Below are 18,809 nucleotides of genomic sequence, written 5' to 3' on the forward strand. Positions count from 1 at the left end.
GTCGAATAGCGCGCCCAGATGAACCTTGAATGTCGGTTACATGTCGTTTCTATTACATTTCAAAATGCCTGACGCGCCTGACGCTCAGGCATAACGTGACAGAAATTCTTCAGCCGACAGGGCGCGAAAATCGTCAAGCGCCGTCCGCAGCCGAGAATGGTCCCAATCCCACCAGCCAAGACGGTCCATTGCCTCTCCGGTGGCTTGTGAAAACCGCTCCCGGATGAGTTTGGCCGGGACCCCGCCGACGACCGTGTAAGGAGCAACGTCCTTGGAGACGACGGCGCCTGTGCCGATCACCGCGCCATTGCCGACCGTGACGCCGGGAAGAATGGTCGCTCCATGGCCGATCCAGGTATCGTGGCCGATGATGACCGGCTTTGCCCTGCGTGCTGCGAAGAAATTCCCCTCGTCGTCTTCCTGCCCCGGCCAGTAATCGCCGGCCCGGTAGGTGAAGTGGTGCAGCGTTGCGCGCTCCATGGGATGGTTGGTCGCGTTCATGCGCACGAAGGAAGCGATATTGGAAAATTTGCCGATCCTGGTGTTCCAGAGATGGCCGTGCTCCATGACATAGGAATAGTCGCCGATCTCGGTTTCGCGGATACGGCAGAATTCGGCCACCTTGGTGTAGCGGCCGATCGTGCTTTCCTCCACCACCGCCGTCTCGTGAATGCTGGGCGTTTCCGAAAGTACCCGGCTCATGCGGCGGCCCTTCGAGGCGAAAACGCGCTGACGTCGAGAATGCGGTCGGCGACGGCCTCGCGCACTTCCTCGTCGTGAAAAATGCCGAGCATCGCCACGCCTTGAGCTTTCTTGTCGGCGATCATCGACACGACCACTTTGCGGTTGGCGGCGTCGAGCGAAGCCGTCGGTTCGTCGAGCAGCAGGATGCGGTGATCGGTGATGAAGCCGCGGGCAATGTTGACGCGCTGCTGTTCGCCGCCCGAAAAAGTGGCCGGCGGCAGGTTCCACAATTCGCGCGGCAGGTTGAGCTGGGCCAGCAGTTCGGATGCCCTGTCGCGGGCTTCGGCGGCATCGACGCCTCTTGCCACCAGGGGCTCGGCCACCACGTCGACGGCCGCAACGCGGGGAACGGTGCGCAAGAACTGGCTGACATACCCCATGGTATGGCGGCGCACTTCGAGCACGGTGCGCGGATCGACATTGGCGATATCGACAATCCGGCCCCGGTGATCGACCAGGATCTGGCCGGCATCCACGGCATAGTTGCCGTACAGCATTTTCAGGATCGAGCTCTTGCCGATGCCGGACGGGCCGCCGAGCACGACGCATTCGCCGCTTGCCACGGAGAAGTTGACATCGTTGACGACCGGCAGCTTGAGGCCGTCGCGCAGGTGCATGGTGAAGCTCTTGAAGACTTCCGAAACGACGAGGGGAGTGGCCATCGGAGCGCCCTTATACCTGGAGAATGGAAGAAACGAGCAACTGCGTGTAGGGCTCGCGCGGGTCGTCGAGCACGCGGTCGGTCAGCCCGTGCTCGATCACATAGCCGTCCTTCATCACCATCATCCGGTGCGACAGCAGGCGCGCGACCGCAAGGTCGTGGGTCACCACGATGGCCGCGAGGCCCAGATCGTTGACGAGGCCGCGCAGCAGGTCGAGCAGGCGCGCCTGGACCGAGACGTCGAGACCGCCGGTGGGCTCGTCCATGAACACGAGGCGCGGACCGGTGACGAGGTTGCGGGCGATCTGCAGGCGCTGGCGCATGCCGCCGGAGAAGGAGCGGGGCTGATCGTCTATACGGTCCGTGGAAATCTCAACCCGCGTCAGCCAGTCAGTTGCCGTTTCGCGGATCTTGCCATAGTGCCGGTCGCCGATCGCCATCAGGCGTTCGCCGACATTGGCGCCGGCCGAAACCGTCATGCGCAGGCCGTCTGCCGGGTTCTGGTGGACGAAGCCCCAGTCGGTGCGCATCAGGAAGCGCCGCTCGGCTTCGCTCATGTGGTAGAGATCACGGAATTGGCCGTCGCGCATGCGGTATTCGACGCTGCCGGCCGTCGGCATAAGCCGGGTCGACAGGCAGTTGAGCAGCGTGGTCTTGCCAGACCCGGATTCGCCGACGATCGCCAGCACTTCGCCCGGCCAGAGTTCGAAGGACACGTCCTTGCAGCCGATGCGGTTGCCGTAGAATTTCGAAAAGCCGCTGACTTTGAAAAGAGGGGTATCGGTCATTCCGCGGCCTCCTTGCCCAAGGGTGGATCCTGCGCCAGCATTTCTCCCACATGGCCGTGCGCGCGCCGGTCCTCGCAATTGTCGGTGTCGGAGCAGACGAACATGCGCCCGCCCTTGTCGTCCAGCACCACTTCGTCAAGATAGACGCCGTGAGCGTTGCAGAGCGCGCAGTTCTGGGAGAATGTCTGGATCTCGAACGGGTGGTCCTCGAAATCCAGGCTGACGACTTCGGTATAGGGCGGCACGGCATAGATGCGCTTTTCGCGCCCGGCGCCGAACAGCTGCAGCGCTTCGTACATGTGCATCTTCGGATTGTCGAATTTCGGCGTCGGCGAAGGGTCCATCACGTAGCGGCTAGCAACCTTTACCGGATAGGCGTAGGTGGTGGAGATACGGCCGTGGCGGGCGATATCCTCGTAGAGCTTCACGTGCATCAGCCCGTATTCTTCCAAAGCGTGCATTTTGCGCGTTTCGGTCTCGCGCGGTTCAAGGAAGCGCAGCGGCTCGGGGATCGGCACCTGATAGACCAGAACCTGGCCTTCGCGGAGCGTCTGCTCGGGAATGCGGTGGCGGGTCTGGATGATGGTCGCATCCTGCGTATGGGTCGTGACCGCCACGTCTGCGACCTTCTGGAAGAAGGCGCGGATGGACACGGCATTGGTCGTATCGTCGGCACCCTGGTCAATGACCTTCAGCACGTCGTCTGGCCCGATGATCGAGGCCGTGACCTGCACGCCACCCGTTCCCCAGCCGTAGGGCATCGGCATTTCGCGCGAGGCGAAAGGCACCTGGTAACCCGGAATGGCGATGGCCTTCAGGATCGCGCGGCGGATCATCCGCTTGGTCTGTTCGTCGAGATAGGCAAAGTTGTAGCTGGCGAGTTCGGTCATTCCGCAGCCTCCTGCATGCCGCCGTCATTGTTTCGGGTCGCGATCTCGGCCCGCATTCTGCGCACCAGGGCGAGTTCCGCCTGGAAATCCACGTAGTGCGGCAGCTTCAGGTGCTCGACGAAGCCGGTCGCCTGGACATTGTCCGAATGGGAGATCACGAATTCCTCGTCCTGCGCCGGGGCGGTGATGTCCTCCCCCAACTCCTCTGCGCGCAATGCCCGGTCCACCAGCGACATGGACATGGCCTTGCGCTCGCTCTGGCCGAAGACGAGGCCATAGCCGCGCGTGAACTGCGGCGGCGCCTTTGCCGATCCCTTGAACTGGTTGACCATCTGGCACTCGGTCACCTTGATGCGGCCTAGCGAGACGGAGAAGCCCATTTCCGGCACGTCCATTTCCAGCTCCACCTCGCCGATGCGGATTTCGCCGACAAACGGATGATTGCGGCCGAAACCACGCTGGGTGGAATAGGCCAGCGCCAGGAGGAAGCCTTCGTCGCCACGCGCAAGCGCCTGCAGGCGAAGATCCCGCGGCATGGGAAATTCCATCGGCTCACGGGTAATATCCCCCGCCTCGTGATCGTCGGGGAACTCTCCGTCGGATTCGATCAGCCCCTCATGCGCGAGAATGTCCGAGACCCGCATGATGTCTTCGTCGGGCGCCGGACGGCGTGCTGGCTCGTCCACCGGCAGGTCTTCCAGCAGCGACGGGTCTAGCAGCCGGTGGGTATAGTCGAAGGTCGGCCCGAGAAGCTGTCCGCCCGGCAGGTCCTTGTAGGTGGCCGAGACGCGTCGCTCCACCTGCATGCCTGCCGTATCGACCGGAACCGAAGCGCCGAAGCGCGGCAGCGTGGTGCGATAGGCCCGCAGCAGGAAGATCGCCTCGATCATGTCGCCGCGCGACTGGCGCACGGCAAGTGCCGCAAGCGCCGGGTCGTAAAGCGAGGCTTCGGCCATGACGCGATCCACCGCCAGGCCCAGCTGTTCCACGATCTGCTCGATCGTCAGGGACGGCAGGGAGCGGTCGCCGCGGCGGCGGTCGGCAAGCAGCCTGTGGGCGTTGTTGATGGCGGCCTCGCCGCCTTTGACTGCAACATACATGCCTATTCTCCTGCTCTGATCTCGTCCTGTCGCCGCGTGCGACCGTGGGTGCCGCTGCGCATCACGCGGCGATTTTGGTGGTGCGGGGCAGGCAGAGGAGATCCCGGCCTGCGGTCAGGATTACATCGACGCCACGCGGAAAGAGCGCTCGGTTGTCGATCCAGAGCCGGCTGAAGCTGTCCGGCAGTCCATCGATCCAGATCTCGCGCGACTGAAGGATGCCGGGGCCGCTCAAGGTGAGCTTCTGTCCTGATCCGGCCTCTAGGCGAAGGGCCGCCACTTCCAGCACAAGCGTGGTCGAACGGTCGGGATATTCCTGGCTGCCGAGCGCAAACAGGCCGAATGAAGCGGGCGTGATACCCGGCTCCAGGAATGCAAAGCGCGCCTCCGCCTTTTCCCGCGTCAAAGGCGCGCCTGTGTGAAAGCCGATCCATTCGCCGACTACCGACTTCCCCAGGCCGGCGCTCAGCCAGACCGGCGTCTCGTGATCGCAGAGCGTCAAGGCAATCGCGCCAGCTGCGGTCCGCAACGGCTCGGGCTGCCCCACGTCCGTGGCAACCGTCTGGATCGTTCCCGGTCGGGCCATGCCGTCCATCAGCATCCGGAACGCGCTTTGGGATTGGAAGACGGGATGCGTAAACCCGCCGCTCAGCGCTTCGCTGTCGATCATCAGTCTTCTCCTCGAACCATGGTGAAGAAATCTACGCGCGTTGCAGCGGTCTCTTGCGCTTTCTGCGCATCCTCGGCGGCGACGCGGATTTCGACCGGGGTAAGCAAGTTCGCCTCCACCCATTGCCGTGTCGCCTGTTCCTGCCAGAGGGCGTCGAAAACCGCTGTCAGCCGCACCTTTTCCTTGGATGTGCCGAGCGCCTGTGCATGGCCGGCCGTGCCGGAGGAAAGCAGCACGGTCGCGCGCGTCACCGTCGCTTCGCCGAGATTGAATGGGGCACCGCCCCCACCGATGCGCCCGCGCACCATGACCAAGCCCGTTTCAGGACCACGCACCGGCCTCACGGTCGGCTTCTCGGCAAGAGCGTCCCACGCGCCCTGCAATTCTTGACCGCTCGCCTTCGCCAGCAGGCTGGCCGCGCGTTGACGGCCATGCTGTTCGGACTGCGGCATCGCTTCTTTTGCAATATCCATGATCACAACCTTAAATGTCTATTGATATAGACAACTAGACAAGTTAACATAGCCGTATCGCGCCGACATAACAAGCGTATGACAAAGGGACCTGGAATTGATCGTGCAAAGGCAAAACGGCGTCGCGCTCTGGCGACAGATCGCTGATCGTATCCGGACGTCGATCGCCGATGGCAATTACGATCGGGAGGGCAAGGTGCCACCGGAACTGACGCTGGCATCGGAATTCGGCGTGAACCGTCACACGGTCCGAAGCGCCCTGGCGGCGCTGGCGGAGGAGGGCATAGTGCGAGCCGTCCAGGGGCGCGGAACATTGATCGAACGCAAGGAGCGGATCAACTTTCCGATTTCGCGCCGGACACGCTTTACACAAGGCATAGGCGACCAGGCACGGGAGAAGGAGGGACTGCTGCTCGCTTCCTCCCAAGAAACGCCATCGCCGGATATCGCAGGGCGGCTGAAGCTTCCAGCCGGATCGAAGGTGATCCGGTTGGAAACCTTGAGAAAGGCGGACCGGCGGCCAGTGTCGCGAGCCTCGTCATGGTTTGCGGCGAACCGGTTTGGTGGAATTGCCGAGGCTTATGCGAAAACCGGTTCGATCACGGCCGCCTTCGAGGCATTCGGGGTCAAGGATTACGTGCGCGCCGTGACGGAGATCAGCGCCGTCCACGCAGATGCCCAGGATCTTGCCGACCTGGGGCTTTCGCCCGGCGCGATCGTGCTCGTCACCCGCGCTCTCAATTGCGATATGGACGGCGCGCCGGTGCAATATTCCGTCACCCGCTTTCCCGCGGATCTGGTGCAGTTCACCATCGAGAACTGACGACGGCAGTTGCATAACGCCGTAAGAATAATTATGTTTTTGTAATGAACCTGAGGCGTTTCGAGTGGAACCGCAATAAGGCGGAAGCCAATGTCAAAAAGCATCGCGTCAGCTTCGAAACGGCTGTGCGCGTGTTTGCAGATCCTTTCGTCCTGATCGAACAGGACCGCGTGGAAGAGGGCGAACTGCACTGGCAGGCCCTTGGTACGGTAGATGGTTCACCGTGCTCTTGGTTGCCCACACAGTCTACGACGACGGAGAGGGCGATGATCAGCCAGTTGAAGTGATCCGTATTATTTCGGCACGTATGGCCGACCGAAAGGAAAGGCGACGATATGAGGAAGAAGAGCGCTGAAAATATCCGCTATGAGGTAGATCTCGATAACCTTCCGCCCCTGACGGACAAGCAGAAGGCGGAACTCGAGGCTCTGTCGCAACTTCCCGATGAGGAAATCGATTACAGTGATATTGCCGCCCTAGCTGACGACAAACTTGAACATATGGCGCGAGGACGGCTTTACCGTCCGGTCAAGCAGCAGATTACTGCCCGTGTCGATGCGGACGTGCTGGAGTGGCTGAAGTCACAGGGAAAAGGCTATCAGGCCCGCATGAACGCCATACTTCGCCGCGAAATGCTGGCGTCGGTCCGGAGTGGCAAGCAGGCCCGGTAGATCAATGACACTCAATGGGCGCCGGACATGTCGCCGAGGACGGCCTTGGAGGCGACGGTCGAATCGGCGTTGAGCGTGTAGACCATCGGCACGCCGGTTGCGAGGTTGAGCTTGAGGATCTCCTCCTTGCTCAGGCGGTCGAGCACCATGACGAGCGAGCGCAGCGAATTGCCATGCGCCGCCACCAGCACCGTCTCCCCGCGCAGCACGCGCGGCAGGATCTCGGTCAGGTAGTAGGGCCAGACGCGGGCACCGGTGTCGCGCAGGCTCTCACCGCCAGGCGGCGGTACGTCATAGGAGCGGCGCCAGATATGCACCTGTTCCTCGCCCCATTTTTCCCGCGCATCGTCCTTGTTGAGCCCGGAGAGATCGCCGTAGTCGCGCTCGTTGAGCGCCTGGTCGCGGATGGTCTCGAGATCGGGCTGGCCGACCTTGTCGAGCACGATCTTCAACGTATCCTGGGCGCGCTTCAGCACCGAGGTGAAGGCGATGTCGAACTTGATGCCGGTATCGGCGAGCGCCTTCCCGCCGGTCTCGGCTTCCTGGATGCCAAGGGGGGTCAATTCCGGATCGCGCCAGCCGGTAAACAGGTTCTTCAGGTTCCACTCGCTCTGGCCGTGCCGAACGAGGACAAGGGTACCGCTCATCATATTCCTCCGAATGAATGTCTAGGAAAGCCCGAGAACGTCGAGCATGGAGTAAAATCCAGGTTTCTGATCTCGCGCCCAGAGTGCCGCTGCAACGGCGCCGCGCGCAAAGATCGAACGGTCTCGCGCGCTGTGGGAAAGGGTCAGCAACTCTCCTTCGCCCGCCAGAATGACGGAATGATCGCCGACGACGGAACCGCCGCGCAGGGTGGCAAAGCCGATCGTGCCGCTCTCCCGCGCACCCGTATGTCCGTCGCGGACCCGCACCGACCGGCTTGCCAGATCCACGTCCCGACCGCGCGCCGCGGCTTCGCCGAGCAGCAGCGCCGTGCCGGACGGCGCATCCACCTTGTGCTTGTGGTGCATTTCGACGATCTCGATGTCCCAGCCCTTGGACGGAAGCGATTTTGCAGCCTGCTGCGTCAGCACAGAGAGCAGATTGACACCGAGGCTCATATTGCCCGATTTGACGATGCGTGCATGCCGGGCGGCTGCCTCGAACTTCGCCTCGTCCTCCGTCGAGCACCCGGTGGTGCCGATGACGTGGACGATGCGGGCCTGTGCGGCAAGGCCGGCAAAACCGATGCTTGCGGCCGGTGCTGTGAAATCCAGCACGCCCTCGGCATGGAGAAAGGCCTCTAGTGGATCGCTGGTCACGGCCACACCCATCGTGCCCGCGCCGGCAAGCTCGCCGGCATCCTTGCCGATAAAGGCCGAGCCTTCCCGTTCAATCGCTGCGTGAAGCATGACGCCGTCGGTTTCCTGGATGACACGGATCAGCGTCTGGCCCATACGGCCCGCCGCGCCGACGACCACGAGCTTCATGTCTGGTGCGGTCATGCGGGACGTTCCTTGCTGTCAGATTTCTATGCCGATGGCGGGCGCTTGCAGATTGTTGAGGCGAGCGTAAAGCCCGTCCTTTCGCTGCGCAAGCACCGCATGGCTGCCTTCTTCCACGACGCGGCCATCGTGCATGACGATGATCTTGTCTGCCTTGACGACCGTCGATAGGCGGTGCGCGATGACGACAACGGTGCGGCCGCGCATGGCAACGTCGAGCGCCTTCTGCACGGCGGCTTCCGATTCGTTGTCGAGCGCGGAGGTCGCTTCGTCCAGAAGCAGGATCGGCGCATTGCGCACTAGGGCGCGGGCGATCGACAGACGCTGGCGCTGCCCGCCGGACAGCGTGATGCCATTTTCGCCGACAGGCGTATCGTAGCCCTGCGGCTGCGCGAGGATGAAGTCATGCGCATAGGCGAGCCTTGCCGCCTGCTCCACATCGGCATCGCTGGCGGTTGGAAGGCCGTAGCGGATATTGTCGCGGATGGACCCCTCGAACAGATAAGGCTGTTGCGAGACATAGGCGAGCTGCCGCCGGAGCGAGGTCTTGGTGACCTCAGCTATGTTCTGGCCGTCGATCAGGATCTGTCCTTCGGTCGGGTCGTAGAACCGCGGAATGAGGTTGATGATCGTCGATTTGCCAGCACCGGAGGGACCGACGAGCGCCGTTGTCTGTCCGCCTTCGGCCACGAGGTTGAGGCCGCGCAGGATCTGTCCGCCATTCGCATAGGAAAAGACGACATCGCGTAGCTCGACACGGGCCTCTGTCACAACGAGGTCCTTGGCATCCGGCGTCTCGCGCTGCGCCGGCTGTGTGTCGAGCAGAGCGTAGATCATCTGCGCGTTGACCACTGCGCGGTCGATCTGGACCTGCAGCTTGGCCAGCCGGCGGGCAGGATCGTAGGCCATCAGGAGAGCTGTCACGAAGGCGAAGAAGGCACCCGGCGGCACGTTGTTGTAGATCGATCGGAAGGCCGCATAGGCAAGCACGCTGGAGATGGCAAAGCCTGCGAAGGTCTCGGTCAGAGGCGAGGTGCGCTCGGAAAGCCGGGCGATCCGGTTTGCGCGTCGCTCGGCCGTGTCGATGATGCCGTTGACCTTGTTCTCGAGCTCCTGCTCCATGGTGAAGGCCTTGACGATCGCGATACCCTGGATCGTCTCCTGCATGGCGCCCAGCACCCGGCTGTTGACCTCGACGGATTCGCGGGTGGCGGCGCGCAGACGCTTGGACACATACCGCAAGGCGTAGAGAAGCGGCGGCGCAACGCCGAACACGATCAGCGAGAGCACCCAATCCTTGGCCACCATGACGCCGATCAGCGACACCAGAGTGAGCAGGTCCCTCGCCGTGGAGGTCACCGTCAGGTTGAGCACGTCGCGGATGCCGTTGACGTTCTGGCTGACCTGCGCCGCCAGATAAGCGGAACGGGCTTCGGCAAAATAGCCGACGGACAGCGTCATCAGGTGGGAATAGAGCCGGCGCTGGTATCGGGCGACGATGTTGTTGCCGATCTTCGACAGCGTCACCGCCTGGCCATAGGTCGCGAACCCGCGTACGATGAAGGCAGCCAGGATCGAGCCGCAGATCAGCCAGACCACGTCTGCGTTGCGGTTCGCGAAAGCCTCGTTGACCACGGATTCCATGATCCACGCCGTGAAGGCAGTGGAAAGCGCGACGGCGATGAGACAGAAGATCGCGAAGGCATAGCCGCGGACATGGTCGCGGCCGTTTTCGGCGATCACCCGTTTCAGCACGCTGACGACGGTGACGGAATCGACGTGCCTCTTTGTGTCTTTCAATCTGCTTTCCTGCCTTGGGCTCGTATGCCGGAGGGATAGGCCTATTAAACCCTTGGCGCGCCCTTTGCCAACCGACGCATCCTGATTAGCTGCGGCTGTTGCATTCCGGCCTATTATCTTTCGAGCCGCCAGCGGCGCCCTTCGGTCGAAATTCCATAAGCCGATGGCTTGCGCGCAAAGCTGGCAAGGCCCGCAAGCGCTGCCTGCGGGTGGGTGACGACGAAGGTCGGTATCGTCTTCATCAGTTCCGTATGGGGAGCCTTGTCCTCGAAGCCTGCGCGGAATTCGGGACCTTTAAGCGCCGGAATGATCTTCTGCGAAATCCCGCCCGCAAGATACACGCCGCCACGTGCCATGAAGATCAGCGCCATGTCGCCGGCCAACCGTCCGAGATAGGTCACGAACAGGGACAGCGTTTCCGCAGCCTGCAGGTTCTCGCCCTTGAGGCCGTGGGCCGTCACGTCGGCCGGTATGCTGAGCGCCGGTTCGATCCCATCCGCAAGGCAGATAGCCCGGTAAATGTTGACGAGGCCGCGGCCGCACAGCAGTTGCTCGGCGGAAATACGCCCCTCGATCGGCTCGAGATGCGGAAAGATCTCGAAATCGCGTTCGGAGCGTGGTCCGACATCCACATGGCCGCCTTCTCCGGGAACCGGAAACCAGGCCTCGCGCGCATGAAGGAGGCCGGCAACGCCAAGGCCGGTGCCTGGGCCAAGCACGACGCGCGAGGCCACATGCGGCTCTCCGGCCGTCCCCAGGCTTTCGCGGTACTGCTCCGGAAGTCCTGAGATAGCAAGCGCCTGCGCTTCGAAATCGTTGACGACAAGCACATCCTCGAAGCCGAGTTCGGAAATCATCGTCTTCGGGCGCACGACCCAGTCGCAATTGGTCAGGTCGATCTCGTCGCCGTCGATCGGCCCAGCAACGGCAAGGATCGCCGACCGAGGCCGCACGGCCGTTCCATCAAGCACGACCTGCCGGATGGCGTCATCGATCGTGGGGAACTCCGCGGTCTGTACCGTGGGAAACTCATGGGGCTCGCCATGCTCGTCGGCAAGGATGGAGAAGCGGGCATTGGTGCCGCCTATATCGCCGATCAGGATGGGAAAGGGCATGGCTTGGATATGGGCGTCGGACATGAGGCGGATGCAATCCTTCCTATTGGAAGTCGATGAACTTGGCGGCAGTGGCCCGGTTCAGCGCCATGGGAATATCGTAGAGGGTAGCCAGCCGCGTCAACGCCTTGACGTCGACGTCGTGAGGCATGGCACTGAGCGGATCGATGAAGAAGATGAGCATGTTGACTTCGCCGGTGGCGATCATCGCGCCGATCTGCTGATCGCCGCCGAGAGGGCCGCTCTTGAGGCGGGTAACCTGTAATCCAGGACATGCCTCCTGAACGCGGCCGCCGGTGGTGCCGGTTGCCACCAAGCGAAAACGCGACAGCGCCGCCTGATGCTGCCGCGCAAATTCCGCCATGTCGTCCTTTTTCTGGTCATGCGCGATCAGCGCAATGCAGGGTGGGACAGACATGAAGGTTCCTCGCCAGACATTCAATCGATTGTGCTGGCCTTCTAGCCTGCCCGGAACCGGTTGGAAAGATGGCATCCGCGGAAACTCCGCGACGGCAAGTCCCTACCTGTTCGGCCTTTGCTGCGGTAACGGAATGTCGGCCGCAGGTTCTGTGACTGCGGCGTCGATGCTTTTTGCGGCAGCCGGAACCGGCGGCTCTTGCGAATAGGCCATGGTGTTTCCACCATAGGTCGCGTCCGCTTCGGCACGCGAAGGCGCGGCGAGAACGGCGGCGCAGGCCTTGGGCAGGTCGGACAGCATGACCTGCCGGGGCTTGACCGGCTTCTTGTTGGGGTCGGGCTTTGGCGGTGGCGCCCAGGGTTCCTTGGTGAACCACCAGGCAAAGGCCTTGCTGTTGCAGTCGTCGCTGGCCGGCGATTCCGCCTGCTTCTGGCAGGTGGCGGAGCCGGGCGGGCAGGACAGTCGGACATGAAAATGCTCGTCGTGGCCGTAGATCGGCCGCACCTTGCCGAGCAGGCTGCGATCACCTGTCCAGGTCTCGCACAGCTTCTTCTTGATGGCCGGATTGACGAAGACCCGCTCCACCTGCGGATAGCTTGCCGCCTGCATGATCAGCTTGGCGTTGGTGCTGCCCCAGCGCTTTGGATCGACAGTCAGGAACTTGCTCTTGTCGAGCATGGATGTGAAGGGCATGTCCTCGCGCTGCTGAATGCTCAGCGGCTGCGCCGGCTTGGGCGTGAACCAGATATCGGCATCGAGCCCAATCTGGTGCGAGGCATGGCCGGTGATCATCGGGCCGCCGCGGGGCTGGGAAATGTCCCCAACCAATATGCCCGATCCCCAGCCGAGCCTGGCGGCGTCGCGGGAGAACTGCTCCAGAAAGCCGATCATCGCCGGGTTGCCCCAGCGGCGGTTGCGCGACAGGCGCATGGCCTGCCAGGTGGGTCCGTCAGTGGGGAGGGCGACTGCGCCCGCCATGCAGCCCTTGGCGTAGAAGCCGAGCGGCTCCGGATCGGACCGGGTCGGCAGCTTGACGGAGCCGAACAGCTGCTTTGCTGTAGCTGCATCCTGTGCTTGTGCTCCGCTGCTGCCGAGAATGCCGATGGCGAGCGCTGCGGCCGCCAATTTGAATGCAATTCCTGAAGTCGCTCTCATGCCTGTCCGCCAAATCATCTGTCGCCTGCAGTGTAGTGGGAAAAACAGGCTTGGTGAAACAGAGATATGTTTGCAGATAAGACGGTTGTGAGGCACGGCTCCTATTTTTTGCCTGCTTTTACCCTATGCTTGCCGGAACAAACGAATGTGGAAGGGGTCTGAATGCTTGTCGCTCGTCTCGTGTCGGGTTTCGCGATTGCTCTAACGGCAACGGTCTTCGGGTTTGCCGCATCGCATGCAGAGGAACCGAAATGGCGGCACGGAATCGCGGTCATCGGCGATCTGAAGCTGCCGGCCGACTTCAAACAGCTTCCCTATGTGAATCCTGACGCGCCGAAGTCGGGCGAACTGCGTCTTGCGGACGAAGGCACGTTCGACAATCTAAATTTGGTGATCGACCGGGGAGCTGCGGCTGCCGGGCTTTCTCTCGCCTACGACACGCTGATGAAGAAATCCGAAGACGAGGTCTTTGGCACGTATGGCCTTCTGGCGGACGCCATATCCTATCCGGATGATGTGTCGTCGGCTACGTTCCGGCTGAGGCCGGAAGCGAAATGGGCGGACGGGCAGCCTGTCACGCCGGAAGACGTGATCTTCAGCCTGGAGAAGTTCAAAGAGCACAGCGCCATGTATTCCGGCTACTATCGCCACGTTACCGGGGCCGAAAAGACCGGCGATCGCGAGGTGACGTTCCGGTTCGATGAAAAGAACAACCGGGAGCTCCCCTCCATCGTCGGCGACTTCCCGATCCTGCCGAAGCACTGGTGGGAGGGGCAGGATGCGCAGGGCAAGCAACGCGATGTTTCGCGCACGACGCTCGAGCCGCCACTGGGGTCGGGACCGTACAAGATCGCGTCGCTTCAGCCCGGGTCCACCATCCGCTACGAACTGCGGGACGATTATTGGGGCAAGGACCTGCCAATCAACCGGGGCCAGAATAATTTCCGGATTATCGGCTACACCTATTTTTCCGATGCCGACGTCGAGTTCGAAGCCTTCCGGGCCGGCACTATCGATTATCGCCAGGAAAACAGCTCCAGCCGTTGGGCGACCCGTTATGACTTCGACGCGGTGAAGGATGGCCGTGTGACAAAGGAGGCTTTGTCCAATCCGTTCAAGGCGACCGGGATCATGCAGGCGATGGTTCCCAACTTGCGCCGCGACATCTTCAAGGACGCGCGTGTGCGCGAGGCGCTGAACTATGCCTTCGATTTTGAGAGCCTCAATCGAGACCTTGCTTATAACGGCCTCAAGCGCGTCGACAGCTTTTTCTGGGGCACGGAGCTTGCCTCATCCGGTCTGCCGCAGGGCCGAGAGCTGGAAATTCTCCAGGAGCTGAAGGACAAGATCCCGCCGCAGGTGTTCACCACGCCTTATGCCAATCCGATCGGCGGCGATGCGAACAAGGTTCGCGATAACTTCCGCACGGCAATCGGCCTGCTGAAGGAAGCCGGCTGGGAGCTGAAAGGCAACCGCATGGTCAACGCAAAGACAGGCCAGCCGTTGAGCTTCGAAATCCTGCTCAGCAGCGCCTCGCAGGAGCGTTCCGTCAATCCGTATGTTGCCAGCTTGAAGAAGATCGGCATCGAAGCACGCATCCGCACCGTAGATGCCTCGCAGTATGTCAACCGCACCCGGAGCTTCGATTACGACGTCATCTGGGCGGTCTGGGCGGAAACGATGAACCCGGGCAACGAACAGGCGGAATATTGGGGCTCACGATCCGCAGAGCGGCAGGGATCGCGAAATTATGCGGGTATCGCCGATCCGGCCATCGATGCGCTGATTGGTAAAATCACCTCTGCGCCTAATCGCGACGATCAGTTGGCCGCGGTAAAAGCTTTGGACCGCGTTCTGCTCGCCAACCATTATGTGGTGCCGCTCTTCTATTCGGGCGAAGCAAAGATCGCCTATTGGAACCGCATCGCCCGACCTGAAACGCTGCCGGAATACGGTATAGGCTTTCCCGAGAGCTGGTGGTCGAAGCAGGCCAACAAGTAAAGTGGGCAAGTATGGTGAGCAAGTGAGGCTTGCACCACTAGCCGGCAACTGGTCCAAATAAGCGCTGTGATTCGCATGGTACAGGGAAACGGTTTTTGATTTTGGCTGAGAAACATGCGCGGCAATCCTCGGCGACAAGCGTTGGAGCCGCCTGATGGGCGCCTATATTCTCCGTCGCGTCCTGCTGATGATACCAACCATTGTTGGCATCATGGCGATTTCCTTTCTCGTCGTGCAGTTCGCACCCGGCGGACCGGTCGAGCAGGTGATTGCCCAGCTCCAGGGCCAGGACAGCGGAGACCGCCTGTCCGGCAGCGCCGACATGGCGAACCAGGGTGGCGGCGAGGACAGCCGATACCGTGGTGCCCAGGGGCTGGATCCGGAATTCATCAAGAAGCTCGAAAAGCAGTTCGGCTTCGACAAGCCGCCTCTGACCCGCTTCCTGCAGATGATGTGGAACTATATCCGCTTCGACTTTGGCGAAAGCTTCTTCCGCAACACGCCGGTGCTGGACCTCATCATCGACAAGATGCCGGTCTCCATTTCGCTCGGCATCTGGATCCTGCTGGCTTCGTACCTGATCTCCATCCCGCTCGGCATCCGCAAGGCCGTCAAGGACGGCTCCACCTTCGACGTCTGGACCTCGGGCGTCATCATCGTCGGCTATGCCGTCCCGAGCTTCCTGTTCGGCATCCTGCTGATCGTGTTGTTTGCCGGCGGCTCCTTCTTCAACTGGTTTCCGCTGCGCGGCCTTGTCTCGGATAATTTTGCCGACCTCTCCTGGTGGCAGAAGATCATCGACTATTTCTGGCATCTCGCGCTGCCGCTGATCGCCATGTCGCTGTCGGCCTTCGCAACGACGACCCTGCTCACCAAGAATTCCTTTATCGACGAGATCAAGAAGCAGTACGTCACCACCGCCCGCGCCAAGGGCCTGACGGAGCGGCAGGTTCTCTACGGCCATGTCTTCCGCAATGCCATGCTGATCGTCATCGCCGGCTTCCCGAGCGCCTTCATCTCGGCCTTCTTCACCGGCTCGCTGCTGATCGAGAACATCTTCTCGCTGGATGGCCTGGGACGGCTTGGCTATCTCGCTATTCTCAACCGTGATTATCCGATCGTGTTCGGCACGCTCTTCATCTTTTCGCTGCTCGGCCTTTTCGTGAACCTCGTCTCCGACCTCATCTATACCTGGATCGATCCGCGCATCGACTTCGAGCGGAGGGATGTCTGATGGAGGCGTCCTCTACAGCAACATTGCCCAAGGCGCCGCCGCAGAAGCGTCCCTGGATCACGCCGACCAATCGCAGGCGGCTCGCCAATTTCCGGGCCAACAAGCGTGGCTATTGGTCGTTCTGGTTGTTCATGGTGCTCTTCGTGCTCAGCCTGTGCGCGGAATTCATTGCCAACGACCGGCCGATCGTCGCCTCCTACAAGGGCGAGATTCTCTATCCCGTCTTCGTGGATTATCCGGAAGAGAAGTTCGGCGGTTTCCTGGCAACAACCGACTACCGGTCGGATTACATCGCTCAGGAGATCGAGGCGAACGGCTGGATGATCTGGCCGCCGATCCGCTATTCCTACCAGACGGTCAATTCGAACATTCCGCATTCGGCTCCGACCAAGCCCTTCTGGCTGATGGACAAGGAGGAACGCTGTGCCGCCTATCCGCAGAAGGATCAGGATCCGAACTGCATCCTCGGCAATCTCAACTGGCTGGGCACGGACGACCAGGCGCGCGACGTCATGGCCCGCACGATCTACGGCTTCCGGATCTCCGTCCTGTTCGGACTGGCGCTCACCATCTGCTCAGCCATAATCGGCATCGGGGCTGGTGCCGTACAGGGCTATTTCGGTGGCTGGACGGACTTGCTGATGCAGCGTTTCATCGAGATCTGGTCGGCCATGCCGGTGCTCTACATCCTGCTGATCATCGCCTCCATCCTGCCGCCGGGCTTCTTCATTCTGCTCGGCATCCTTCTCCTCTTCTCCTGGGTCAGCCTGGTCGGCGTGGTGCGGGCCGAATTCCTGCGCGCCCGCAATTTCGAATATGTGCGCGCCGCCCGCGCGCTTGGGGTCGGCAACCTCACCATCATGTCACGCCATCTGCTGCCGAACGCCATGGTCGCAACGCTGACCTTCCTGCCCTTCATCCTGTCCGGATCGATCGCAACCCTGACCTCGCTCGACTTTCTGGGTTTCGGCATGCCGCCCGGCTCGCCTTCGCTGGGGGAAATGATCCAGCAGGGCAAGAACAATCTCCAGGCGCCCTGGCTCGGCTTTTCCGCCTTTTTCACCATGTCGATCATGCTCTCGCTGCTGATCTTCATCGGCGAGGCGGTCCGCGATGCCTTCGACCCCAGAAAGACATTCGGGTGAGGCCATGACAGAAACGCTGCTGTCCATTCGCGATCTGTCGGTTGCCTTCCATCAGGGCGGCAATGTCAGCCTTGCCGTCGATCGGGTCTCCTTCGATATCCTGCCGGGGGAGGTCCTGGCCCTTGTCGGCGAGTCGGGCTCCGGCAAATCCGTCACCGCCAATTCGATCCTGAAGCTCCTGCCTTATCCGGCGGCCAGCCACCCTTCCGGGCAGATCCTTTTCGAGGGCCGCGACCTGCTTGCTGCGACGGAGCCAGAACTGCGCAAAGTCCGCGGCGACGATATCACCATGATCTTCCAGGAGCCGATGACATCGCTCAACCCACTTCATACGGTGGAGCGGCAGATTGGCGAGGTTGTCGAACTTCACAAGGGCATCTCCGGTCGCGCGGTCCGCACAAGAACGCTCGAACTGCTCAATCAGGTTGGCATCCGCGATCCCGAGAAGCGGCTGTCGGCCTATCCGCACGAGTTGTCCGGCGGGCAGCGGCAACGGGTGATGATCGCCATGGCGCTCGCCAACCGTCCAAAGCTGCTGATCGCCGACGAGCCGACGACGGCGCTCGACGTGACCGTGCAGGCGCAGATCCTCGAGCTTTTGAAGGATCTGAAGGGCCAGCATGGCATGTCCATGCTGTTCATCACCCACGATCTCGGCATCGTACGCAAGTTCGCCGATCGCGTCTGCGTCATGACCAAGGGCAAGATCGTCGAGACCGGCACGGTCGAGGATGTTTTTGCAAAGCCCCAGCACCCGTACACGCAGCATCTCCTTGCCTCGGAGCCGCGGGGCGAACCGCCGCCGGTCGATCCCGACAGTCCTGTCGTCATGGAAGGCAAGGACATCCGCGTCTGGTTTCCCATCAAGGCTGGCTTCATGCGCCGGGTGGTCGATCATGTGAAGGCCGTCGACGGTGTCGATCTGACCCTGCGCGCCGGGCAGACGCTGGGCGTGGTCGGCGAATCCGGCTCCGGCAAGACGACGCTGGGTCTCGCCCTTGCCCGCCTGATCGCCTCCAGGGGGCGGATCGCTTTCATCGGCAACGAGATCGAAAACTACAGCTTCCGCCAGATGCGGCCCCTGCGCGACAAGCTTCAGGTCGTGTTCCAGGATCCTTACGGCTCGCTCAGCCCGCGCATGTCCGTGGGCGATATCATTGCCGAAGGGCTGAAGGTGCACGAACGGGCGCTTTCTGCCGACGAACGCGACGAACGCGTTGCCTGGGCACTTGGGGAAGTGGGGCTCGACACCGCTACCCGCTGGCGCTATCCGCATGAATTCTCGGGTGGCCAGCGGCAGCGCATCGCCATCGCCCGCGCCATGGTGCTGAAGCCGCGTTTCGTCATGCTCGACGAGCCCACGTCGGCCCTTGACATGACCGTTCAGGCGCAGGTGGTGGACCTGTTGCGCGACCTGCAGAAAAAGCACGATCTCGCCTACCTTTTCATCAGCCACGACCTGAAAGTTGTGAAGGCGCTCGCCAACCACGTCATCGTCATGCGGCTGGGCAAGGTCGTGGAAGAGGGGCCGGCAGAGCGGATATTCCGCGCTCCCAGGGAAGATTATACCCGGGCGCTTATGGCCGCGGCCTTCAATCTCGAAGCCGTGGAGCACGAAGTCATCGGCCAATAAA

General features: G+C 61.8%; 20 protein-coding genes. 7 read left to right on the forward strand and 13 right to left on the reverse strand.

Going from position 1 to position 18,809, the window contains the following annotated elements:
- Nucleotides 1-84: 84 nt before the first annotated feature.
- The 7 genes from EPK99_RS13120 to phnG form a co-directional block, all read right to left on the reverse strand.
- On the reverse strand, nt 85-702 hold the full coding sequence (locus EPK99_RS13120) for a DapH/DapD/GlmU-related protein (RefSeq protein WP_128443541.1): 618 nt from the start codon (nt 700-702) through the stop codon (nt 85-87).
- Nucleotides 699-1,406 carry a phosphonate C-P lyase system protein PhnL gene (gene phnL, locus EPK99_RS13125; protein ID WP_128443542.1) on the reverse strand — a complete coding sequence of 236 codons (708 nt, stop codon included), beginning with the start codon at nt 1,404-1,406 and terminating at the stop codon, nt 699-701. The genes EPK99_RS13120 and phnL overlap by 4 nt, the downstream gene beginning before the upstream one ends.
- 10 nt (nt 1,407-1,416) lie before the next feature.
- Nucleotides 1,417-2,193: a phosphonate C-P lyase system protein PhnK gene (gene phnK / locus EPK99_RS13130; protein WP_128443543.1), complete on the reverse strand. Its 777-nt coding sequence runs from the start codon at nt 2,191-2,193 to the stop codon at nt 1,417-1,419.
- A complete protein-coding gene (locus tag EPK99_RS13135) occupies nt 2,190-3,083 on the reverse strand; it encodes an alpha-D-ribose 1-methylphosphonate 5-phosphate C-P-lyase PhnJ (protein ID WP_128443544.1) in 894 nt (297 codons plus the stop codon). The genes phnK and EPK99_RS13135 overlap by 4 nt, the downstream gene beginning before the upstream one ends.
- Nucleotides 3,080-4,183: a carbon-phosphorus lyase complex subunit gene (locus EPK99_RS13140; RefSeq protein WP_128443545.1), complete on the reverse strand. Its 1,104-nt coding sequence runs from the start codon at nt 4,181-4,183 to the stop codon at nt 3,080-3,082. The genes EPK99_RS13135 and EPK99_RS13140 overlap by 4 nt, the downstream gene beginning before the upstream one ends.
- 61 nt (nt 4,184-4,244) lie before the next feature.
- A complete protein-coding gene (phnH, locus tag EPK99_RS13145; protein WP_128444222.1) occupies nt 4,245-4,856 on the reverse strand; it encodes a phosphonate C-P lyase system protein PhnH in 612 nt (203 codons plus the stop codon).
- The gene (gene phnG / locus EPK99_RS13150; RefSeq protein ID WP_128443546.1) at nt 4,853-5,326 is read right to left on the reverse strand and encodes a phosphonate C-P lyase system protein PhnG; all 474 of its coding nucleotides are present in this window, start codon (nt 5,324-5,326) and stop codon (nt 4,853-4,855) included. The genes phnH and phnG overlap by 4 nt, the downstream gene beginning before the upstream one ends.
- Nucleotides 5,327-5,429: 103 nt before the next feature.
- Here phnG and phnF point away from each other — a divergent pair, with 103 nt between their 5' ends.
- Genes phnF through EPK99_RS13165 form a run of 3 tightly spaced genes read left to right on the forward strand, consistent with a single transcriptional unit; the run spans nt 5,430 to nt 6,820 of the window.
- On the forward strand, nt 5,430-6,149 hold the full coding sequence (gene phnF, locus EPK99_RS13155; RefSeq protein ID WP_128443547.1) for a phosphonate metabolism transcriptional regulator PhnF: 720 nt from the start codon (nt 5,430-5,432) through the stop codon (nt 6,147-6,149).
- A gap of 44 nt (nt 6,150-6,193) precedes the next feature.
- Complete coding sequence (locus tag EPK99_RS13160) at nt 6,194-6,436, forward strand: BrnT family toxin (protein WP_342633741.1); 243 nt, start codon at nt 6,194-6,196, stop codon at nt 6,434-6,436.
- A 48-nt stretch (nt 6,437-6,484) separates the two neighbouring features.
- On the forward strand, nt 6,485-6,820 hold the full coding sequence (locus tag EPK99_RS13165; protein WP_128443548.1) for a BrnA antitoxin family protein: 336 nt from the start codon (nt 6,485-6,487) through the stop codon (nt 6,818-6,820).
- Between the two features lie 11 nt (nt 6,821-6,831).
- On the opposite strand, the gene EPK99_RS13170 is transcribed toward EPK99_RS13165, so the two are convergent.
- The 6 genes from EPK99_RS13170 to mepA all read right to left on the reverse strand — a co-directional run bounded on the left by EPK99_RS13170 (nt 6,832) and on the right by mepA (nt 12,795).
- A complete protein-coding gene (locus EPK99_RS13170; RefSeq protein ID WP_128443549.1) occupies nt 6,832-7,467 on the reverse strand; it encodes a 2,3-bisphosphoglycerate-dependent phosphoglycerate mutase in 636 nt (211 codons plus the stop codon).
- 21 nt (nt 7,468-7,488) lie between these two features.
- Nucleotides 7,489-8,307 (reverse strand): 4-hydroxy-tetrahydrodipicolinate reductase, encoded by an 819-nt coding sequence (gene dapB / locus EPK99_RS13175; protein WP_128443550.1) that lies wholly within the window; start codon nt 8,305-8,307, stop codon nt 7,489-7,491.
- Nucleotides 8,308-8,325: 18 nt separating this feature from the next.
- A complete protein-coding gene (locus tag EPK99_RS13180; RefSeq protein ID WP_128443551.1) occupies nt 8,326-10,107 on the reverse strand; it encodes an ABC transporter ATP-binding protein in 1,782 nt (593 codons plus the stop codon).
- 113 nt (nt 10,108-10,220) lie between these two features.
- Complete coding sequence (locus EPK99_RS13185; protein WP_128443552.1) at nt 10,221-11,246, reverse strand: glucokinase; 1,026 nt, start codon at nt 11,244-11,246, stop codon at nt 10,221-10,223.
- Nucleotides 11,247-11,265: 19 nt separating this feature from the next.
- Nucleotides 11,266-11,640, reverse strand: a complete 375-nt coding sequence (locus tag EPK99_RS13190; RefSeq protein WP_128443553.1) for a methylglyoxal synthase — start codon at nt 11,638-11,640, stop codon at nt 11,266-11,268.
- Nucleotides 11,641-11,742: 102 nt separating this feature from the next.
- The gene (gene mepA / locus EPK99_RS13195; RefSeq protein ID WP_128443554.1) at nt 11,743-12,795 is read right to left on the reverse strand and encodes a penicillin-insensitive murein endopeptidase; all 1,053 of its coding nucleotides are present in this window, start codon (nt 12,793-12,795) and stop codon (nt 11,743-11,745) included.
- 162 nt (nt 12,796-12,957) lie between these two features.
- On the opposite strand from mepA, the gene EPK99_RS13200 reads away from it, so the two are divergent.
- From EPK99_RS13200 to EPK99_RS13215, 4 genes are all read left to right on the forward strand, one after another.
- Entirely contained in the window at nt 12,958-14,796 is a 1,839-nt protein-coding gene (locus EPK99_RS13200) for an extracellular solute-binding protein (protein WP_128443555.1), read from the forward strand.
- Between the two features lie 154 nt (nt 14,797-14,950).
- Nucleotides 14,951-16,030 carry a microcin C ABC transporter permease YejB gene (locus tag EPK99_RS13205; RefSeq protein ID WP_128443556.1) on the forward strand — a complete coding sequence of 360 codons (1,080 nt, stop codon included), beginning with the start codon at nt 14,951-14,953 and terminating at the stop codon, nt 16,028-16,030.
- Nucleotides 16,030-17,175: an ABC transporter permease gene (locus EPK99_RS13210; RefSeq protein WP_128443557.1), complete on the forward strand. Its 1,146-nt coding sequence runs from the start codon at nt 16,030-16,032 to the stop codon at nt 17,173-17,175. Before EPK99_RS13205 ends, EPK99_RS13210 begins: the two co-directional genes overlap by 1 nt.
- A 4-nt stretch (nt 17,176-17,179) precedes the next feature.
- Complete coding sequence (locus EPK99_RS13215) at nt 17,180-18,808, forward strand: ABC transporter ATP-binding protein (protein ID WP_128443558.1); 1,629 nt, start codon at nt 17,180-17,182, stop codon at nt 18,806-18,808.
- Nucleotide 18,809: the final 1 nt, after the last annotated feature.

The organism is Neorhizobium lilium (assembly GCF_004053875.1).
Classification (GTDB): Bacteria; Pseudomonadota; Alphaproteobacteria; order Rhizobiales; family Rhizobiaceae; genus Neorhizobium; species Neorhizobium lilii.

Coding starts and splice junctions, on each gene's coding strand:
- EPK99_RS13120 (WP_128443541.1), bottom strand. CDS start 702: ATGAGCCGGGTACTTTCGGAAACGCCCAGCATTCACGAGACGGCGGTG.
- phnL (WP_128443542.1), bottom strand. CDS start 1,406: ATGGCCACTCCCCTCGTCGTTTCGGAAGTCTTCAAGAGCTTCACCATG.
- phnK (WP_128443543.1), bottom strand. CDS start 2,193: ATGACCGATACCCCTCTTTTCAAAGTCAGCGGCTTTTCGAAATTCTAC.
- EPK99_RS13135 (WP_128443544.1), bottom strand. CDS start 3,083: ATGACCGAACTCGCCAGCTACAACTTTGCCTATCTCGACGAACAGACC.
- EPK99_RS13140 (WP_128443545.1), bottom strand. CDS start 4,183: ATGTATGTTGCAGTCAAAGGCGGCGAGGCCGCCATCAACAACGCCCAC.
- phnG (WP_128443546.1), bottom strand. CDS start 5,326: ATGGATATTGCAAAAGAAGCGATGCCGCAGTCCGAACAGCATGGCCGT.
- EPK99_RS13160 (WP_342633741.1), top strand. CDS start 6,194: ATGAACCTGAGGCGTTTCGAGTGGAACCGCAATAAGGCGGAAGCCAAT.
- EPK99_RS13165 (WP_128443548.1), top strand. CDS start 6,485: ATGAGGAAGAAGAGCGCTGAAAATATCCGCTATGAGGTAGATCTCGAT.
- EPK99_RS13170 (WP_128443549.1), bottom strand. CDS start 7,467: ATGAGCGGTACCCTTGTCCTCGTTCGGCACGGCCAGAGCGAGTGGAAC.
- dapB (WP_128443550.1), bottom strand. CDS start 8,307: ATGACCGCACCAGACATGAAGCTCGTGGTCGTCGGCGCGGCGGGCCGT.
- EPK99_RS13185 (WP_128443552.1), bottom strand. CDS start 11,246: ATGTCCGACGCCCATATCCAAGCCATGCCCTTTCCCATCCTGATCGGC.
- EPK99_RS13190 (WP_128443553.1), bottom strand. CDS start 11,640: ATGTCTGTCCCACCCTGCATTGCGCTGATCGCGCATGACCAGAAAAAG.
- mepA (WP_128443554.1), bottom strand. CDS start 12,795: ATGAGAGCGACTTCAGGAATTGCATTCAAATTGGCGGCCGCAGCGCTC.
- EPK99_RS13200 (WP_128443555.1), top strand. CDS start 12,958: ATGCTTGTCGCTCGTCTCGTGTCGGGTTTCGCGATTGCTCTAACGGCA.
- EPK99_RS13205 (WP_128443556.1), top strand. CDS start 14,951: ATGGGCGCCTATATTCTCCGTCGCGTCCTGCTGATGATACCAACCATT.
- EPK99_RS13210 (WP_128443557.1), top strand. CDS start 16,030: ATGGAGGCGTCCTCTACAGCAACATTGCCCAAGGCGCCGCCGCAGAAG.
- EPK99_RS13215 (WP_128443558.1), top strand. CDS start 17,180: ATGACAGAAACGCTGCTGTCCATTCGCGATCTGTCGGTTGCCTTCCAT.